Annotated in this window: 14 protein-coding genes and 1 pseudogene; 5 read left to right on the top strand and 10 right to left on the bottom strand. The window is 67.5% G+C overall.

Features of this window, described 5'->3' with window-relative positions; genetic code table 11:
- Positions 1 to 31: 31 nt before the first annotated feature.
- From IFT58_RS09375 to IFT58_RS09365, 3 genes are all read right to left on the bottom strand, one after another.
- On the bottom strand, positions 32 to 2,158 hold the full coding sequence (locus IFT58_RS09375; RefSeq protein ID WP_192094545.1) for a GGDEF domain-containing phosphodiesterase: 2,127 nt from the start codon (positions 2,156 to 2,158) through the stop codon (positions 32 to 34).
- The gene (locus tag IFT58_RS09370) at positions 2,155 to 3,087 is read right to left on the bottom strand and encodes a phosphate/phosphite/phosphonate ABC transporter substrate-binding protein (protein ID WP_192081583.1); all 933 of its coding nucleotides are present in this window, start codon (positions 3,085 to 3,087) and stop codon (positions 2,155 to 2,157) included. Before IFT58_RS09370 ends, IFT58_RS09375 begins: the two co-directional genes overlap by 4 nt.
- 77 nt (positions 3,088 to 3,164) lie before the next feature.
- Complete coding sequence (locus IFT58_RS09365) at positions 3,165 to 3,929, bottom strand: RNA methyltransferase (protein ID WP_192081404.1); 765 nt, start codon at positions 3,927 to 3,929, stop codon at positions 3,165 to 3,167.
- Between the two features lie 115 nt (positions 3,930 to 4,044).
- Between IFT58_RS09365 and IFT58_RS09360 the strand changes: the two genes are divergently transcribed.
- Positions 4,045 to 4,872: an inositol monophosphatase family protein gene (locus IFT58_RS09360; protein ID WP_192081405.1), complete on the top strand. Its 828-nt coding sequence runs from the start codon at positions 4,045 to 4,047 to the stop codon at positions 4,870 to 4,872.
- A gap of 84 nt (positions 4,873 to 4,956) precedes the next feature.
- Positions 4,957 to 5,637, top strand: coding sequence for a hypothetical protein (locus IFT58_RS09355; RefSeq protein WP_192094544.1), 681 nt, complete (start codon positions 4,957 to 4,959; stop codon positions 5,635 to 5,637).
- 142 nt (positions 5,638 to 5,779) lie between these two features.
- On the opposite strand, the gene htpX is transcribed toward IFT58_RS09355, so the two are convergent.
- Complete coding sequence (gene htpX, locus IFT58_RS09350) at positions 5,780 to 6,655, bottom strand: protease HtpX (protein WP_192082649.1); 876 nt, start codon at positions 6,653 to 6,655, stop codon at positions 5,780 to 5,782.
- Positions 6,656 to 6,748: 93 nt separating this feature from the next.
- On the opposite strand from htpX, the pseudogene gluQRS reads away from it, so the two are divergent.
- The 3 genes and pseudogenes from gluQRS to phaR form a co-directional block, all read left to right on the top strand.
- A pseudogene (gluQRS, locus tag IFT58_RS09345) lies at positions 6,749 to 7,664 on the top strand (tRNA glutamyl-Q(34) synthetase GluQRS); the annotation flags it as partial.
- Positions 7,665 to 7,683: 19 nt separating this feature from the next.
- Positions 7,684 to 8,424 (top strand): acetoacetyl-CoA reductase, encoded by a 741-nt coding sequence (phbB, locus tag IFT58_RS09340; protein ID WP_188326804.1) that lies wholly within the window; start codon positions 7,684 to 7,686, stop codon positions 8,422 to 8,424.
- Between the two features lie 203 nt (positions 8,425 to 8,627).
- Entirely contained in the window at positions 8,628 to 9,203 is a 576-nt protein-coding gene (phaR, locus tag IFT58_RS09335; RefSeq protein WP_249405208.1) for a polyhydroxyalkanoate synthesis repressor PhaR, read from the top strand.
- Positions 9,204 to 9,320: 117 nt separating this feature from the next.
- On the opposite strand, the gene IFT58_RS09330 is transcribed toward phaR, so the two are convergent.
- From IFT58_RS09330 to IFT58_RS09305, 6 genes are all read right to left on the bottom strand, one after another.
- A complete protein-coding gene (locus tag IFT58_RS09330) occupies positions 9,321 to 10,247 on the bottom strand; it encodes a TraB/GumN family protein (protein ID WP_192082655.1) in 927 nt (308 codons plus the stop codon).
- A gap of 20 nt (positions 10,248 to 10,267) precedes the next feature.
- Positions 10,268 to 11,188, bottom strand: coding sequence for a DUF1684 domain-containing protein (locus IFT58_RS09325; RefSeq protein WP_192094542.1), 921 nt, complete (start codon positions 11,186 to 11,188; stop codon positions 10,268 to 10,270).
- 53 nt (positions 11,189 to 11,241) lie between these two features.
- Entirely contained in the window at positions 11,242 to 13,131 is a 1,890-nt protein-coding gene (gene mutL, locus IFT58_RS09320; protein WP_192094541.1) for a DNA mismatch repair endonuclease MutL, read from the bottom strand.
- Between the two features lie 256 nt (positions 13,132 to 13,387).
- Complete coding sequence (locus IFT58_RS09315; RefSeq protein WP_192094540.1) at positions 13,388 to 15,013, bottom strand: N-acetylmuramoyl-L-alanine amidase; 1,626 nt, start codon at positions 15,011 to 15,013, stop codon at positions 13,388 to 13,390.
- Positions 15,014 to 15,093: 80 nt separating this feature from the next.
- Positions 15,094 to 15,576, bottom strand: coding sequence for a tRNA (adenosine(37)-N6)-threonylcarbamoyltransferase complex ATPase subunit type 1 TsaE (gene tsaE / locus IFT58_RS09310; RefSeq protein WP_192094539.1), 483 nt, complete (start codon positions 15,574 to 15,576; stop codon positions 15,094 to 15,096).
- Entirely contained in the window at positions 15,569 to 17,056 is a 1,488-nt protein-coding gene (locus tag IFT58_RS09305) for an NAD(P)H-hydrate dehydratase (RefSeq protein WP_192094538.1), read from the bottom strand. Before IFT58_RS09305 ends, tsaE begins: the two co-directional genes overlap by 8 nt.
- Positions 17,057 to 17,069: the final 13 nt, after the last annotated feature.

Raw genomic sequence — 17,069 nt, 5'->3', positions numbered from 1 at the left:
GATGCGACTTAATCCCCTCCGTCCCCTTTTTTCAGGCGCCGGATTCGATCATCTGCACGATCGCCGTGGCGGTGACCGGGTGGCTCAGCCAGTAGCCTTGGGCGAGGTCGCAGCCGCGCTGGCTCAACAGCTCGAACTGCACTTCCTGTTCGATGCCTTCGGCGACCACGGTGATGCCCAGCGCATGGGCCATGGCGATGATCGCAGTAGTCAGGGCCAAGTCGTCCGGGTCGCGCTGCATGTCGGCCACGAAGCTCTTGTCGATCTTCACCCCGTCCACCGGCACTTGGCGAAGATGACTCAGGCCGGAGAACCCCGTACCGAAATCGTCCAGCCAGACTTTGACGCCTGTCCGGTGCAGCTTGTCCAACAGTTGTGCGGCGAGCATTTCATCGCCGATGACCGCGGTTTCGGTCAGCTCCAGGTGCAGGCGCGAGGCGGGCAGACCGGATTCATGCAGGCACTGCGCGACCAGATCCGGCAACTCGCCCCCGCGCAGCTGCCGCGGCGACACGTTGACCGACACGAAGAGACCTTCGTCATCCACGTTGCGGGGCCACTGCGCCGCTTCCATGCAGGCCGCACGCAGGACTTTCGGCCCGATGACTTCAATCAACCCACTCTGCTCGGCCACTTCGATGAACACCGAAGGCGGAATCGTGCCCATCGTCGGGTGCTGCCAGCGCAGCAGCACTTCCACGCCGACCATGCGGCGATCCCGCGTGCGGAAGATCGGTTGGTAGGCCAGCCGCAGTTCACCGCGCTCCCATGCACCACGCAGCTCCTGCTCCATGTGCACGCGACGCTCCACTGCATGGTCCATCGCCCGGCTGTAGTACCGGTGGCAGTTCTTTCCCGCCATCTTGGCCTGGTACATCGCCACGTCCCCGTTCTTCAGCAGCGCGGTGGCATCGGCTGCATCATCGGGGAACAAGGTGACGCCGATGGAGGCGCCCAGAAACAGTTCCTTGCCGTGCACCCGGAGCGGCTTGCCCAGCTCGTGCACCAGACGGTCGGCCAGCTCGCGCGCACGTGCCGCCACGTCGCCCTCGCCGAGCAGGATCACGAATTCGTCGCCGCCGAAGCGGGCAAGCAGCGCATCGTCGCCCCCCGCCTCTGACACGGCATCGCCGATACGCTGCACGAACTGCAACAGGGCCTCGTCACCGGCATCGTGACCCAGCGTGTCGTTGACCCGCTTGAAATCATCCATGTCGGCGAACAGCAACGCCAAGCGCTGGCCCGACGCACGTGCGGCCATCAGGCGATGGTCCAGCGCTTCGCGGAAGGCGAGCCGGTTGGTCAGGCCGGTCAGGGCATCGGTGTAGGCCATGTGGCGGACTTCGCGGTCGTGCCGCGCAATCGCATCCCGCATGCGGGCAAAAGCGCGCACCAGTTCACCTACCTCGTCATCGCGATGATTCTCGCGCAGTGGCACCTGGTAATCGCCGGCTTCGATCTGCCGTGCGGCCAGCGCCAGCCCTCGTATCGGGGCGACCAGCGTGCGCTGTACATACATCACCACGGCCACGCCGATCGCCAGCAGCAGCCCCAGCATCAGCAGCAGCCAGCCGAGGTGGCGCGTGCCTACCTGCTGCAGGCGCTCGGCCAGAGTCTGGCTGGCCTGCGCCTCAAGTGCCTGGATCTCCTGCAAGGCCATGCCGACGCGCACGCCCCCAAGGCGCTGGTTGCCGATCATGATGGGCATGCTGTTTTCCAGCACTTTCGGCGACTCCTGCACCAGCGGCCCGGTGGCCGCGATCGCGCCGGCCGCCAGCGGATCGGACATCGCCCGCCCGTAGCCGGGCACCGCGACGGTGCCGTCGTGCAGCAGACGGCCCTTGCCATCGAACACCAGCACATACCCCACCGCGCGCTGGCGGGCGATGTTGCGCACCAACGCGCCGACCTGCTCCAGGTCGTTGTAGTAGATCGGATTGGCCAGCGCATCCGCCAGCTCGCGCGCCATGATCTCGCCACGGCTGCGCGTGCTGCGATCGAACAGCTCATGGATCACCGTGCCGCTCAGCCGCGTTACCTCCCGCTGCGACGCCGCCTGCCGCCCCAGCAACACACCGAGGATCGCCACCACCACCAGCATCGCCCCGCCCATCGCGAGCACGAAGCGCGCCTGCATCCCAGACCCTAGCCGCCTCATTCCACTTCCATCCGCACGCGTACCAAGCCTTGTTTCAAATCATCCAGGCGCTGCTGCATCCGCGCATCGACGCGGTGGAAGCCGGATGTACCAAAAAACCGTTCAAGCGCACCGCGCGCAGCGGGATCGTTCGCCGCATCCAGCAGCACCTGCTGCAGCCGGTCGCGCACGCGCACGTCCAGGTCGGCGCGCACCACTTCCACCGCGCGCGGATACGGCGCGGTGCGGAAGATCACCCGCAGGTCGTGCTTGAACGCCGGCGGCACGCGCCGCTCGTCGTCCCAGTCCACGCTGCTGACCACGCCGCCGTCCACCATGCCCTTCTGCACGAAGGTGGCGATGTTCAATTCGGTACGGGCGAACACATACCCCACCGCGTCAGCGGTCGGTACATCGTCGGGCGACTGCAGGATCTGCGGCACCATCCCGTGCTCGAGCAGGGTCATCGCCGGCACGAGGTACGCGCTGGTGGAGGCCACGTTCTGCAAGGCCACCGTGTGCCCGCGCAGATCGGCGAGCTGGCGCACCGGGCTTTCCTTCCGCACGAAAAACACGCTGTGGTAATCGCGCACGCCACTGCGCTCGGTGAGCAGCAGCGGGCGCGCGTCGGCACGCTGCCCGAGCGCGACGGCAGTGCCGGCGGTTTCTGTGACCCAGTCGACCCGACCCCGGCGCAGATAGCTGGCCATCTGCTGGGCATCGCGTGCCATCAGCACGCGGCCCTCGCGGATGCCAAGGTCGTGCATGTGCGCTACCACGTAGTCCAGCAACGGCTGCAGCTGCGGGTAATGCGCCTGCGGGTCATCGGTGATGCGCCCCAGCACCAGGACATGGCTGTCGCCCTGGCGGTTCGTGGGTACGGGTGCGGACGCAGCAAAGCACGTGCCTGCCGACAGCAGACACGCCAGGCCCAGCAGTCCCCACTGCATGCGTCCCAGCCAACCGATCACGATGACCCCCTTGGTGTAGGGGAAAGACTACCCGAAAAAGTGAGAACTGCGTCAGGCTATTTGTCGCCCTCGTGGGCAATCCGGGCCATCCGCTGGGCGTCGGCCAGAATGCCGCGCAGCAGGCGGACTTCCTGTTCGCTCGGCGCACTGCGCAGGAACAGGCGACGCAGCTTGCGCATCGCCGATTCCGGCGCCCTGCCCTTGTGGAACTCGATCTCTTCCAGCGTCTCACCCAGCTGACCGAAGAAGCTCTCCATCTGCTCGTGGCTGGCCGGCTGCTCGCGCAGGCCGGGCTCGACCACCGGCACGGCGGCATCGCCCAACAAGCGCATGCGCACTTCGTAGGCCAGCACCTGCACCGCGGCAGCCAGATTGAGCGAACTGAAGGCCGGATCGGACGGAATGTGCACCGCGACGTGGCACAGCTGCAGTTCTTCGTTGGTCAGGCCGGTGCGCTCCCGGCCGAACACCACCGCCACCTCGGCGCCTTCGGCCGCCTTGCCAGCCACCCGTTCGGCAGCCAAGGTGGGCAGCAGCTCTTCCAGCTGCACCCGACGGGCGCGGGCCGTGCAGCCCAGCACCAGGGTGCAGTCCGCAACGGCGTCTGCCAGGGTGGCCACCACCGGCGCGTCGCCCAGCACGTCCTCGGCCCCGGCCGAGCGGCGGAAGGCTTCTTCATCAAGCGGCTTTTCCGGGGCGACCAGGACCAGCCGGCTCAGGCCCATGGTCTTCATGGCACGTGCGGCGGCACCCATGTTGCCGGGATGCTGGGTGCCCACCAGGACAAAACGGATACGGGGAGCTAGGGATGGATCGGACATGAACGCAGTAGTCGAGCTGGACGGCCTGCAATGGTAAACTGTGCGGCCGGCCACTGCGCCGGACCTGCTCTTTTCCCCCGCCAATCCCCCCTCTGCCCTCCCGGGAGCTATTACCATGCAGAAACCCGCCGTCACCGTCATGGTCAAGGCCGCCCGCCTCGCCGGCAATGTATTGCTGCGCAACATCAACAAGCTCGAGACGCTGAACGTCGTTCAGAAGGGCCGCATGGACTATGCGAGCGAGGTGGATGGCGATGCGGAAAAGGTCATCATCAAGGAACTCAAGCGCGCCTACCCCGAGTACGGCGTGATCGGCGAAGAGGGCGGCATCCAGGGCGCCAACCGCTACATGTGGGTGATCGATCCGCTGGACGGAACCAGCAACTACCTGCGCGGTTTTCCGCACTACTGCGTGTCCATTGCACTGGTCGAGAACGGCGAGCCGATCGATGCGGTCATCTTCGACCCGCTGCGCAATGAGCTGTTCACGGCCAGCCGTGGCGCCGGCGCGGTGTTCAACGATCGCCGCATCCGCGTATCGGACCGCAAGGACCTGGAAGGCACGATGATCCACACCGGCTTCGCGCCGCGCGAGCGCGCCCGCGCCAGCGCCCAGCTGAAGACGGTCGATACGCTGCTGGTCCAGGCCGAAGACATGCGCCGTACCGGCTCGGCGGCACTCGACCTGGCCTACGTGGCCTGTGGTCGCGCCGATGCCTACTTCGAAGCCGGCGTGAAGTCGTGGGACATCGCGGCGGGTGTGCTGCTGGTGCGCGAGGCGGGCGGCAAGGTCTGCGATTACAAGGGCGCCCCCCTGGGCCGCATGGACAACCGCGGCCCGGAAAACCACCAGGTGGTCGCCGGCAACCTGAAGGTAGCCGAGGCGCTGCAGAAGGTGCTGGTCAACACCGGCTATGCCGCCGAGTTCGACGCGAAGTTCTGACGCTTCGCTTCAACATCCGGCTGGTCGAACGGCGCCTGCGGGCGCCGTTCTACTGTCTGGTGCAACGGTAGGATCGGCAGGTCCATGCTGGCCAAGGAGCCGTCGGGCATGCCGACATGGGTAGCGCCGAGCCGTGCTCGGCGGAATGTTCCCGCCAACGGCCCGCTGCGCTCGCCGACCATGGGTCGGCGCTACCGCTTCAACATCTGGCTGGTCGTCCGGTGCAACAGCAGGATCGACACGTCCATGGTGGACAAGGAGCCGTCGGGCATACCGACATGGGTAGCGCCGAGCCGTGCTCGGCGGAATGTTGCCGGCAAGGGCCCGCTGCGCCCGCCGACCATGGGTCGGCGCTACCGCTTCAACATCTGGCTGGTCGTCCGGTGCAACAGCAGGATCGACACGTCCATGGTGGACAAGGAGCCGTCGGGCATACCGACATGGGTAGCGCCGAGCCGTGCTCGGCGGAATGTTCCCGCCAACGGCCCGCTGCGCCCGCCGACCATGGGTCGGCGCTACCGCTTCAACATCTGGCTGGTCGTCCGGTGCAACAGCAGGATCGACACGTCCATGGTGGACAAGGAGCCGTCGGGCATACCGACATGGGTAGCGCCGAGCCGTGCTCGGCGGAATGTTTCCGCCAACGGCCCGCTGCGCCCGCCGACCATGGGTCGGCGCTACCGCTTTTCCTTTTTCTTCATCACGCGGCTGGCGGCCACGGAACCTGTCAGGGGGCCGGGCGGTGGGGCTGGTCGGGGGCGTTGAGCGCCATGGATGGCGCGAAACGAGGCACGCAGGAGCGGCTTTTGCCGTCCCCCGCCCAGCCCCACCGCCCGGCCCCTAACACGTAATCCGCTTTTCGCAGCAGCCACCCGCGAGGGGGGCTCACCCGTTCGACCAACCCACCTCAGACGGCGGTAGAAGCACGCAGTGCGGCAATGCGCTCATCCAGCGGCGGATGGCTCAGCATCAGCTTGCGCATGCCCTGGCCGATGCCGCCGGCAATGCCGAAGGCCGCCACCTGCGTGGGCAGCGTGCTCTGGCCATGATTGGCCTTCAGACGCTCCAGCGCCGCGATCATCTTCTGGCGACCGGCCAACTGCGCACCGCCCGCGTCCGCACGGAACTCGCGGTGACGCGAGAACCACATCGCGATCATCGTGGCGAAGATGCCGAAGACCATTTCCAGCACGAACACGATGACGTAATACCCGATGCCCCGCCCACCGCCTTCGCGGTTGCCCGACATCGCACTGTCGATCACGCCACCGACCACGCGGGCCAGCACGATCACGAAGGTGTTCAACACCCCCTGCAGCAGGGCCATGGTGATCATGTCACCGTTGGCCACGTGGGCGATTTCATGGCCCAGTACCGCTTCGGCCTCGTCCTCGCTCATGTTGTGCAGCAGGCCGGTGGACACGGCGACCAGCGCCTTGTTGCGATTGGCACCGGTGGCGAACGCGTTGATTTCCGGACCGTCGTACACCGCCACCTCCGGCATGCCGATGCCGGCTTCGCGCGCCTGGCGCTCCACAGTCTTCAGCAGCCAGCGCTCGGTTTCGTTGCGCGGCTCGGTGATCACCACTGCGCCGGTGGAGCGCTTGGCCATCCACTTGGACAACAGCAAAGAGATGAAGGAACCACCAAAGCCAAAGATCGCGGCCATCACCAGCAGGCCGCTCATCTGGTTGGGGTTGACCCCCAGCACCGACATCACGATACCGGCCAGCACCAGCACTGCGAGGTTGGTCAGAAGGAACAAGCCAATACGACTGAACATGGGGAAGGTAAGCTCTGATGAGGATGTCGACGCTCAATCTGCGGTGACTTCAGCTTGAATTCAAGCGCCAACCTGACCGACGATTCAGCCTCCATGACGCCCCCTATTCACTGCGGCCGCTTCGCGCCCTCGCCTACCGGCCCCCTGCACACCGGATCGCTGCTGGCGGCGTTCGCTGGCTGGCTGTCCGTTCGCCACGCCGGGGGCCGTTGGCTGGTGCGCATCGAGGATGTGGATCCCCCTCGTACCGTCGTCGGAGCAGCCCAGGCGCAGCTGCGCGTGCTGGATCATTTCGGCCTGGGCAGCGATGGCCCCGTGCTCTGGCAAAGCCAGCGCGCCCTGGCCTATCAGCAGGCCCTGGATGCCTTGCTGACCCGCGGCGAGGCGTTCATCTGTCACTGCAGCCGCTCCGAGCTGGCCGCCAACGGCGGCATCCACCATCGCTGCATCAGCCGCCGACCGCGACCGGACCCCGCCGTGCGCCTGCGCGTGCCGCCTGGCAGCGTGGTGACGTTCAACGACGCCGTGCGTGGACCGCAGCAGCAGGACGTCCATGCGCAGGTGGGCGATTTCGTGCTGCGCCGGGCAGATGGCTGCTGGGCGTATCAACTGGCCGTCGTGGTGGACGATGCGGCGCAGGGCATCACCGACGTAGTCCGTGGTGCCGACCTGCTCGAGTCGACGGCAAGGCAGGTGCTCCTGCAGCGCGCGCTGGGACTGCACACCCCGCGCTATGCGCACCTGCCGCTGCTGCTGGGTACAGACGGCCGCAAGCTGTCCAAATCAGATGCCGCACTGCCGGTGGACGCAGGCGACCCTGTCCCTGTACTGAGGCAGCTATGGCATCTGCTCGGCCAGGCACCCGAGGCCCTTTTCGATGCAACTGATCGGGATGATCTGCTGCGGCGCGCAGCATCGGCGTTCGATGCCGGGCGGATTCACGATCACGATATTCTGCTGACCTGAAGGCGCACGCGGTGCGCTGATCATGCAGAATCCCCTTTCCCCTCCTGAATCGGAAGCGCAGCATGACTCCACGCGTCGCACTGGTCACCGGTGGTACCGGCGGCATCGGCACGGCCATCTGCCAACGCCTGGCCGACCAGGGCCACCGGGTCGCCACCAATTACCGTGACCATGAAAAAGCCTTGGCCTGGCAATCCGCCATGGCAGCGCGCGGGTTGTCGATCGGCATCTTTCCCGGTGATGTTTCCACCCCGGACAGCGCAGAGGCCATGGTGCGGGCGGTCGAGGCCGAACTGGGCCCGGTGGAGATCCTGGTCAACAACGCAGGCATCACCCGCGACACCACCTTCCACCGCATGCGCGCCGAGCAGTGGCACGAGGTCATCAACACCAACCTCAACTCGGTCTTCAATGTCACCCGCCCGGTCATCGAGGGCATGCGCCGCCGCGGCTGGGGCCGGGTCATCCAGATCAGCTCCATCAACGGACTGAAGGGCCAGTACGGCCAGGCCAACTATGCAGCTGCCAAGGCCGGGATGCACGGCTTCACCATCTCGCTTGCGCGCGAGAATGCTGGGTTCGGCATCACTGTCAACACGATTTCGCCCGGTTACGTGGCCACCGACATGGTGATGGCCGTACCCGAGGAAGTGCGGGCAAAGATCATTGCCGACATCCCCACGGGGCGGCTGGGCAAGCCCGGGGAGATCGCGTACGGCGTGTCCTTCCTGGTAGCCGAAGAGGCGGCATGGATCACCGGCAGCAACCTGGACATCAACGGCGGCCATCACATGGGCTGGTGACACGGGGATGCCCGCCGCGCAGCGGCAGGTGGCCCGCCATGGGGCCGGCCGCCGTGGCAACGGGCATGAAATGTTGCGCAACATGAAAACCCTTGTTGCGCAACATTGTTAGACGCATCCGGCACGTTTGAGGGGCATTCGGCCGTTGCAACAGCTGCTGCGCTGCGCCATGCTGCGCATCTATTGTGACGAGTGCTTGCTTCATGGCTGCTACACGCATCATCAAGAAGTATCCCAATCGCCGTCTCTACGACACCGAGATTTCCAGCTACATCACCATAGAGGATGTGCGCCAGCTGATCCTGGATGGCGAGGACTTTGAAGTCCGCGATGCCAAGACCGGCAACGACCTGACCCGTTCGGTCCTGCTGCAGATCATCGCCGACCAGGAGCAGGACGGTGAGCCGATGCTCTCCACCCAGCTGCTCAGCCAGCTGATCCGTTTCTACGGCGATTCCCTGCAGGGCTTCATGGGCAATTACCTGGAGCGCAGCATGCAGGTGTTCCTCGACCAGCAGCAGCAGTTCCGCCAGCAGATGGGCAACCTGCTGGGCCAGACGCCCTGGGCCATGATGAACCAGCTGACCGAGCGCAACCTGGAACTCTGGCAGGAGTTCCAGCGCAGCATGGGCACCGGCTTTGGTGGCCCGCGTCCGGGCGGCACCGCACCGAATCCAGGCCCCGGCCTGGGCCCGCGTCCGGGCCAGTCCTCCGGCCCCACCGCGCACAAGCCCGGTGAAGCGCCTGGCCCGACGGGCAGCAAGCCGCGCGGTCGCTGACAACTCCGCTGCGCAGATACGAACGGCGCGCCCTGGCAGGCGCGCCGTTTTTCGTGGGGCCATCACGCAGCAGGCGACGTCGACTGACGTCGGCGCTGCGGGTTACACGCCAGCAGCTCAGCGCTTGGCGCGCACCCGCTCCACCTTGTAGCCCTTGGCACGCAGCTTCTCGACCACGCCATCACTGCCCAACAGATGCAGGGTGCCCACCACCACCAGGGTACCGCCCTGCCCCGCCTGCAGGTATGGCTGCAGCTTGGGCAGCCAAGCGTCGTTGCGATCGGTGTTGATGCGTTGGTAGAGCTGCGGGTACTGGCGCTTCATGTCCACCGCCATGCGGTTCCACATCAGGGCATCGTCACCGCGCCGCCACGCGTCGTGCAGCGCGCGGATCTCCGCATTGCCCTTGTCCGACAGTTCAAGCGCTTCTTCCACCATCTGCCGCTGCTCGGTGATGCTCATGCCGGCGAGCACCGCGATCTGCGTGTCGATGCTCTCCAGGCCGGAAATCGGCTTTCCGGCCTTTGCCGCGCGCTCCATGAAGTGCTTGTCCAGCCCAAGCGCAGGATCCAGGCCCATCGCCTGCATCTGCCCGATGCTGATGCTCACGCCCACGAACCAGGGCTTCATGCCCTGCATCTGCGCAAGCGGCAGCGGGTGCTTGGTCGCATAGTCCTGCAGCTTCGCCCAGGTCGCATCGCCCAGGTCACTGCGCAGCTCCGTGCCGTCGGTACGCACCGCGGCCTGCACCATCTTCTTCGCCAGATCGGGCGACTCGATATCCGCCGCCGACAGCTCGAAGACCACGCGGTTCGCGGCGTCGAACGCGTTGTCCGCCTCCGCCGCCAGCGGGTAGTCGTCAGCGCGCAACAGGTGAAACGAACCCAGCAGGTAGAGCCGCGCATCGCCTGCGCCGGTCACCTTCCACAGCAACGGCACGGGCGGGGCTGGCCGGGTGGTGCCGGCAGGCTTTGCTGCTGTTGCCGGGGCCGCTACCGCGCCTATGCTGCAGCAGGCAGCCAACATCAGCAGCGATGCACTCATCCAGCGGGAAACAGGTCGCTTCACTCAGCACTCTCCTTGGGCAGGTGGTAAGCGCGCTCGCCCGCCTCGACACGCAGGTCCAGCCGGTTCTCCGGTGGCGCCAGCGGACAGGTCGCGAAAGGGGTGAACGCACAGGGGGGATTGTAGGCGTGGTTGAAATCCACCAGGACACGGCCGTCCGCCCCCGGCGCGTCGGTATCCAGGTAGCGTCCGGCGGGATAGCTGCCGTGGCCACTGGTCCGGTCGGCGAAGATCAGGAACAACGGCGCGCCGGGTTCGGCGATCGCCTCCAGCCGATAGGCCTGCCCGTCGCGCTCGAAGGTCACCGTGCCGGCGTTGGGCATGGCGGTGGTCAGGCCGGTGATGTCCACGATCGGCAGGGTGCGGCCGGGGGGGTGCGGCAGGAACCGGGCACGCACCTGCCAGTCGGTGCCCCCCGGCCAGTACTCCAGTCCGGTGAAGCCCGTGCGCGATGCCGCCTCGGCGTGCTTGATGCGCAGCGCGAAGCGTTCACCGCGATGGATGAGGCTGAGCTGGCCTTTACCCTGGTCGAAGGCGATGCGCGTGGGCTGCGCGTCGTGGTCACTGTTGAAGGCGATGCGCCCCGTCAGGGGCTTGCCGTCCACGCTCAGCGCCACCCCGCGCTCGGGTGTGAATGACCAGCGATCGCCCTGCCGGCTGACCATTCCCAGCTTGTCTGGACCGACGGCGAGGCGAATGCCGCTGCCGGGCCCGCGACCGATGTAGTGCGCTTTATGTTCCAGCCAATGCAGTCCGGCCAGGGCGGTCCAGCCGTCAGCGGCGGTGAGCTCGGTGTAGCGCTGCATGCGCCATTGCTGTTGCTGTGCGGCGAACGCGGGATCGTCCGGCACTGCGGCAGCCGGCTCCGGTGCCTTGCCGCCGCACCCCGCCAGAAGCATCGCCATCGCGATGACCGCCATGGACGCCACTCCCCGCGGCCTCCTCTTGTGCTGCATCCCCATTGCCGCCCCCTTCAACGACCGCGCAGGAACCAGCGGTCGATTTCTGCCAGTGAAAAACGCGCCCAGGTCGGGCGTCCATGGTTGCACTGCCCCGAGCGCTCGGTGATCTCCATGTCGCGCAGCAGGGCGTTCATTTCCGGCACCGTCAACCGCCGATTGGCACGTACCGCGCCGTGGCAGGCCATCGTGGACAGCAGCTCATCACGGGCCGTGGCGATGCGGCGCGACTGCCCGTGCTCACGCAGGTCGCCCAGCACATCGCGCAGCAGTCCTTCCGGCTCGGCGTTGGCCAGCAGCGCGGGAATGCTGCGCACATGCAGCGCGCCGGGACCGGCGCGGGTGATGTCGAAGCCCAGCGCGACCAGCGTATCGACTTCGCGTTCGGCGGTGTCCGCTTCGCGCTCTCCTACGGCCAAGGTGATCGGCACCAGCAGCGGCTGCGCGTGCAGGCCGATCCCATCGTGCGCGGTCTTCAACCGCTCGTAGCCGATGCGCTCGTGGGCGGCATGCATGTCCACCACGATCAGGCCTTCGGCGTTCTCCGCCAGGATGTAGATACCGTGCAACTGCGCGATCGCGTACCCCAGCGGCGGCACGCCCGCGTCGGCGCTGGTCACCGGCAGACCGTACTCGCCGGAACGGGTCTGCAGCATCGTGTCGCCCTGCTGGCCCATCCCCCGCTCCGCAGGCCCGCCATACAAGGCAGCGTAGGCGGCCGGCGCATCAGCGACCTGCAGGCCGAGCGGTGATTGCTGCGCCCCCCAGGAGCCGCCGCCAGCGCCCGATCCACTCCGCGTCAGGCCCCACCCTGCGCCTTGCTGCAGCGGCGCACCTGATGCGATGGCCGCACCTCCGCCAGCACCGATCTCCTGCACCGACATGCCAGCGCGGGTGTCGGCCAACGCGTCCTTCAACGTGCGGTAGACGAAGTCGTGGATCAGGCGCGCATCACGGAAACGCACCTCATGCTTGGCGGGATGCACATTGACGTCCACCCGGGTGGGATCCAGCTCCAGGAACAGCACGTACGCCGGCTGCCGGCCGTGGAAAAGCACATCGCCATAGGCCATCTTCACCGCATGGGCGACGCTGCGGTCGCGCACCGAGCGGCCGTTGACATAGAGGTACTGCTGATCCGTGCTGGCGCGCGAGTAATGCGGCTGGGCGATCCAACCGTGCAGGCGCAGGCCGGCGCCACTGTGATCGACACGCACCGCCTGATTGGCGAAGTCCTCGCCCAGTGTTTCGCCGATGCGCGCATCGGAATACAGATCACCCGGTTTGTACCGGCGCGAGGCCTTGCCGTTGTGCGACACGCGCAGTTCCACATCGGGGCGGGCGAGCGCCAGCGAACGCAGCCATTCTTCGATGTGGCCCAGCTCGGTGCGCTCAGCGCGCAGGAACTTGCGCCGCGCCGGCACGTTGTAGAACAGCTCGCGTACCTCGACCGTGGTGCCCGGTGCGTGCGAGCGCGGCATTACTTCGCCCAGCTTGCCGCCTTCGATCTGCAGCGCGGCACCGTGTTCGTCATCGGCGCGACGCGAGGACAGGGTGAAGCGACTGACCGAGGCGATCGACGGCAGGGCTTCCCCCCGGAAACCAAGCGTGGCCACGGCTTCCAGGTCGTCGAGGCTGAATATCTTGCTGGTGGCGTGGCGCGACACGGCCAACGCCAACTGATCGGCCGCGATACCGCTGCCGTTGTCGCGGATGCGGATCAGCCGCACACCGCCTTCTTCGAGGTCGATGTCCACCCGGGTCGCACCGGCATCGATCGCGTTTTCGACCAGTTCCTTGACCACCGATGCCGGCCGCTCGACGACTTCGCCGGCGGCGATCTGGTTGATCAGGATGTCCGGCAAGGGCCGGATGGTGGCGCTCACGCAGGCCCCCGGCGGCATGATGCGGGCGGGAACGAAAAAGAGGGGAAACGGAGATCTGACTTCATCTGCTGATGATAGCGGATGCCTGACGCAGGCCGCGCTACGCGCTCGCCGAGCGTGGCTCGGCGCTACCGGGGGGTGCGGATGCCTGACGCGGGCCGCGCTGCGCGGTCGCCGAGCGTGGCTCGGCGCTACCTGGGGGATGCGGATGCCTGTCGCGGGCCGCGCTGCGCGCTCGCCGAGCGTGGCTCGGCGCTACCGGCGTTGTCGGGCGTTACTTGCTGCCGCCGGCGACGGTGCTGGCTGCTTCCATTTCCGCCTGTGCGCGCGCGGCGTACAGCGTGCCCGGAGGCGGCTGGCGGGTAAAGAACACATTGACACCGTCCAGCACCGCTGCGGCGATCTTGCGCTGGTAGGCCGGGTCCATCAGCCGACGCTCTTCGTCCGGGTTGGAGATGAACGCGGTTTCCACCAGCATCGCCGGCATGTCCGAGGTGCGCAGCACCGCGAAGTTCGCGCGCTCGATGTTCGGCTTGTGGTTGTTGCCGATGCGCTTCAGACCACCCAGTACGTGGCTGGCCGCATCTTCGGATGCCTTCATGTAGCCGCTCTGTGCCAGGTCGAGCAGCACGTTCGCGAGCGTGCCTTCGGTACGCTGCAGGCTGACGCCACCGATCAGATCCGCCGCGTTCTCCTTGTCGGCCAGCCAACGAGCGCGTTGCGAGGACGCGCCCTTGGTCGACAGCACGTACACCGACGAACCGCGTGCTGCGCGGTTCTCCGCGGCATCGGCGTGGATCGAAATGAAGATGTCCGCTTTCGCAGCGCGTGCTTTCTGCGCGCGCATCGGCAGCGGGATGAAGACGTCGCTGTCGCGGGTCATGTAGGCCTTCAGCCCCGGCATGGCGTTGACCTGGCGCGCCAGTTCACGGCCCACCGCCAGGGTAATGTCCTTCTCACGCTTGCCACTGGGTCCGACCGCACCCGGATCCTGGCCACCGTGGCCCGGATCGATCGCCACTACCAGCGGGCGCATGCCCGCCTGCATGCGCACACGCGATGCCTCGCTCGGCATCGCCGGGCGCGGCGGTGGTGCGGCTTCCGGGGTGGGTGCAGGCGGTGCAGTGGCCACGGCGGCCGCGGCCGCGCCGGTGCGGGTCGGCATCGTACCGGCGATGGTGGTATTGGGCGGTCGCTGGCCGGTGGGCTGGCCGGCGAGAATGGCAGCCGGCGATGCGGCGGCGGTGCCGCTGCTGGCGGTGGTGCCAGCCGCGACCACGTTGGCGGTCGCGGCAGTGGGTACCGGCGCCGGTGCGGCGGAGACGGCCGCCGTGGCGCTCGCCTGCTGCTGTACCTGCGCGGTCAACAGGGCCGTGGCCCGGGCGGCATCGCTGCGCGACTGTGCCGGGGTGACGGTGCCTGCAACGGGAACCGTGGCCGCAGGGGCCGGTGCCGGTGCCGGGGTCGGCGCAGCCGACGCCACAGGCGCAGACGTGCTGCCCGGCGCGTCGCCTGGCCATTCGATGACCAGCTTCGACTCGTTGCCCTGCTGGACCATCTGCGGCTTGAACGGTGCCACGTTGTCGGCCAGATCAAACACCACACGGAACGTGCCCGGCACGGGCTGGCCCGTACGCACGGCAGTGACCACGCCCTGCGCGGCAGGCAGCTTCAACCCCCGCACCGCGCTGGAATCCGGAAAGTCGACCACGAGCCGGTTCGGCGCGGACAGGGCGATGGTCTTGTAGCCGCCCTTGCCCGCCAGCGCGATCTCGGCGCGCGTGCCGGTAGAGCCGGTGTCCAGCCGAACCTGATGAATCTCGCCCGCCCACGCGGCTGCGTTCGCCAAAGCGAAACCGATGGCGGCACAGACGGCAAGAGAGAGGGGTCCAGATCGCATGCTCAGGATTCAATCACTGCGCTGAACGAAATGCAAACCTTTTCCCTTAATAATCCGTAACTTTCATCGGTTTGTTCTGGTTAATCGACAGAAAGGACACGCAACTGATCCTGCTGGCGCAAACGCGTCACCCAGCCTTCACCTGAATCGCTCAGCGGAATGAGACGGGCATGCCGCCCGGCCCCTTCAATGCGCAGTTCGACGCGCAGATCGGTGGGTGGCAGCGAGCCTGCACCGCGTTCGGGCCATTCCACCAGCCACAGCGATGCGGCGTCGTCGTCCAGGCCCAGGAAATCCAGTTCGCCGGCGCCACCGATCCGGTACAGATCCATGTGCCACGCCTCGCGGCCGTCGGCCAATGTGTAGCGCTCCACCAGCGTATAGGTCGGGCTGCGAATGGCGCCGGTGACGCCCAGCGCGCGCAGCAGGGCGCGGGCCGTGGTGGACTTGCCCGCTCCCAGGTCGCCCTGCAGTTCCAACAGCGCGTGGGCTGGGCGCGTGGTGGCCAGCGCCGCACCGAGCAGGTCGGTGTGGTCAGGGTCGGGAAGATACAGTTCAAACATCACGCGGTTCCGGGTTGCAGAGCCGGCGCAGGGGCGCCAGCAGATCAGTGGGGAGCAGGCCCCGCGCGCCGTCGCGTGCCGCGACATCGCCGGCCAGGCCATGCAGGAGGGCGCCGCCCGCCGCCGCAGGAAAGGGGTCCAGGCCTTGCGCACGCAGGGCAGCGATGATGCCGGTGAGCAGGTCTCCCATGCCGCCCACGGCCATGCCGGGGTTGCCGGCGGCAATCACCGCAGGGCACCGGCCGGGCGCGGCGACTAGGCTGCCTGCTCCCTTCAGCACCACGACAGCGTGGAAGCGGTCGGCCAACGCAGCGGCGGCGGCGAAGCGATCGGCCTGTACCACCGCCGTCGTCGAGTGCAGCAGGCGTGCCGCCTCACCGGGGTGCGGGGTCAGCACGGCCTGCGGCAGGGGCTGCGGATCCTGCGCGAGCAGGTTCAGTGCATCGGCGTCCACGATCAGCGGCTTGCCGCTGTCACGCACGCCACGCCACAGGGCGCGCGCCCAGTCGTCCTGGCCAAGGCCGGGGCCGATCGCGACGACGCTCGCACGTTGCAACACGTCCTGCAGTGCCGCATCGCTGTCCACGGCGTGACACATCGCTTCGGGCAGGCGGGCCAGGGCCGCCGCCACGTGCTCGGCCCGCGTGGCCAGGCTGGCCAGGCCCGCACCCGCTCGCAGCGCTGCATGCGCGGTCAGCAGGAGCGCGCCACCGCTGCCGTGATTCCCGCCCACGCACAGCACGTGGCCCGAACTGCCTTTGTGGGCGTTGACGCGACGTGGGGGCAGCAACGCGGCCGCCCGGTCCCGGTGCCAGAGCGCCGCAGCCGCCGGCACGCTGGCACGCACGCTGTCGGGCACCGACAACGACGCCAGCCTGCGTTCGCCGGCGTGCTCGAGTCCGTCCCCTGTATAAAGCCCACGGTGGGCCACGATGAACTGCAGCGTCAGCGTCGCGCGCACCGCTGCACCGGGCGCGCTGCCGCGGTCGGCGTCCACGCCACTGGGCACGTCCAGCGCGAATACCGGGGCCGGATGAGCGTTCATCCCCTCGATCAGCCCGGCGGCATCGGCGCGCGGCGCGTTCTGCAGGCCGATGCCGAACAACGCATCCACCAGCACGTCGGACATGGGTAACGAGCCGGAAAACGCGTTGATCACACCGCCTGCTTCGAAGAACGCGGACGCCGCCCACGCAGCCAGGGCGGTCGCTGGCGGCTTTCCGCTCAGCCCCACCACCGTGACGTGGTGCCCGGCCTGCAGCGCGTGCAGGGCCAGCACCAGGCCATCGCCGCCGTTGTTGCCTGCGCCGACCACCACGCAGACGTGCCGCGCTTCCGGCCACTGCTGCATCAGGCATTGCCAGGCGGCGTGTCCAGCAGCCGCCATCAGCGTCTGGCCATCGTCGCCCGCCATGGCGGAAGCGCGCGCGTCCAATGAACGGGCCGCAGCGGAATCGAACAGATCGGAAAGCTCATGCATGCAGGGATTCTAT

It is taken from the genome of Stenotrophomonas sp. CFBP 13718 (assembly GCF_014842145.1).
GTDB lineage: Bacteria > Pseudomonadota > Gammaproteobacteria > Xanthomonadales > Xanthomonadaceae > Stenotrophomonas.
This window is presented reverse-complemented; position numbering and strand designations above follow the sequence as displayed.

What these genes read in the sequence shown, in the direction of transcription:
- IFT58_RS09375 (WP_192094545.1), bottom strand. Translation starts at nt 2,158, where the DNA reads ATGAGGCGGCTAGGGTCTGGGATGCAGGCGCGCTTCGTGCTCGCGATG.
- IFT58_RS09370 (WP_192081583.1), bottom strand. Translation starts at nt 3,087, where the DNA reads ATGCAGTGGGGACTGCTGGGCCTGGCGTGTCTGCTGTCGGCAGGCACG.
- IFT58_RS09365 (WP_192081404.1), bottom strand. Translation starts at nt 3,929, where the DNA reads ATGTCCGATCCATCCCTAGCTCCCCGTATCCGTTTTGTCCTGGTGGGC.
- IFT58_RS09360 (WP_192081405.1), top strand. Translation starts at nt 4,045, where the DNA reads ATGCAGAAACCCGCCGTCACCGTCATGGTCAAGGCCGCCCGCCTCGCC.
- IFT58_RS09355 (WP_192094544.1), top strand. Translation starts at nt 4,957, where the DNA reads ATGCTGGCCAAGGAGCCGTCGGGCATGCCGACATGGGTAGCGCCGAGC.
- htpX (WP_192082649.1), bottom strand. Translation starts at nt 6,655, where the DNA reads ATGTTCAGTCGTATTGGCTTGTTCCTTCTGACCAACCTCGCAGTGCTG.
- phbB (WP_188326804.1), top strand. Translation starts at nt 7,684, where the DNA reads ATGACTCCACGCGTCGCACTGGTCACCGGTGGTACCGGCGGCATCGGC.
- phaR (WP_249405208.1), top strand. Translation starts at nt 8,628, where the DNA reads ATGGCTGCTACACGCATCATCAAGAAGTATCCCAATCGCCGTCTCTAC.
- IFT58_RS09330 (WP_192082655.1), bottom strand. Translation starts at nt 10,247, where the DNA reads ATGAGTGCATCGCTGCTGATGTTGGCTGCCTGCTGCAGCATAGGCGCG.
- IFT58_RS09325 (WP_192094542.1), bottom strand. Translation starts at nt 11,188, where the DNA reads ATGGCGGTCATCGCGATGGCGATGCTTCTGGCGGGGTGCGGCGGCAAG.
- mutL (WP_192094541.1), bottom strand. Translation starts at nt 13,131, where the DNA reads ATGCCGCCGGGGGCCTGCGTGAGCGCCACCATCCGGCCCTTGCCGGAC.
- IFT58_RS09315 (WP_192094540.1), bottom strand. Translation starts at nt 15,013, where the DNA reads ATGCGATCTGGACCCCTCTCTCTTGCCGTCTGTGCCGCCATCGGTTTC.
- tsaE (WP_192094539.1), bottom strand. Translation starts at nt 15,576, where the DNA reads ATGTTTGAACTGTATCTTCCCGACCCTGACCACACCGACCTGCTCGGT.
- IFT58_RS09305 (WP_192094538.1), bottom strand. Translation starts at nt 17,056, where the DNA reads ATGCATGAGCTTTCCGATCTGTTCGATTCCGCTGCGGCCCGTTCATTG.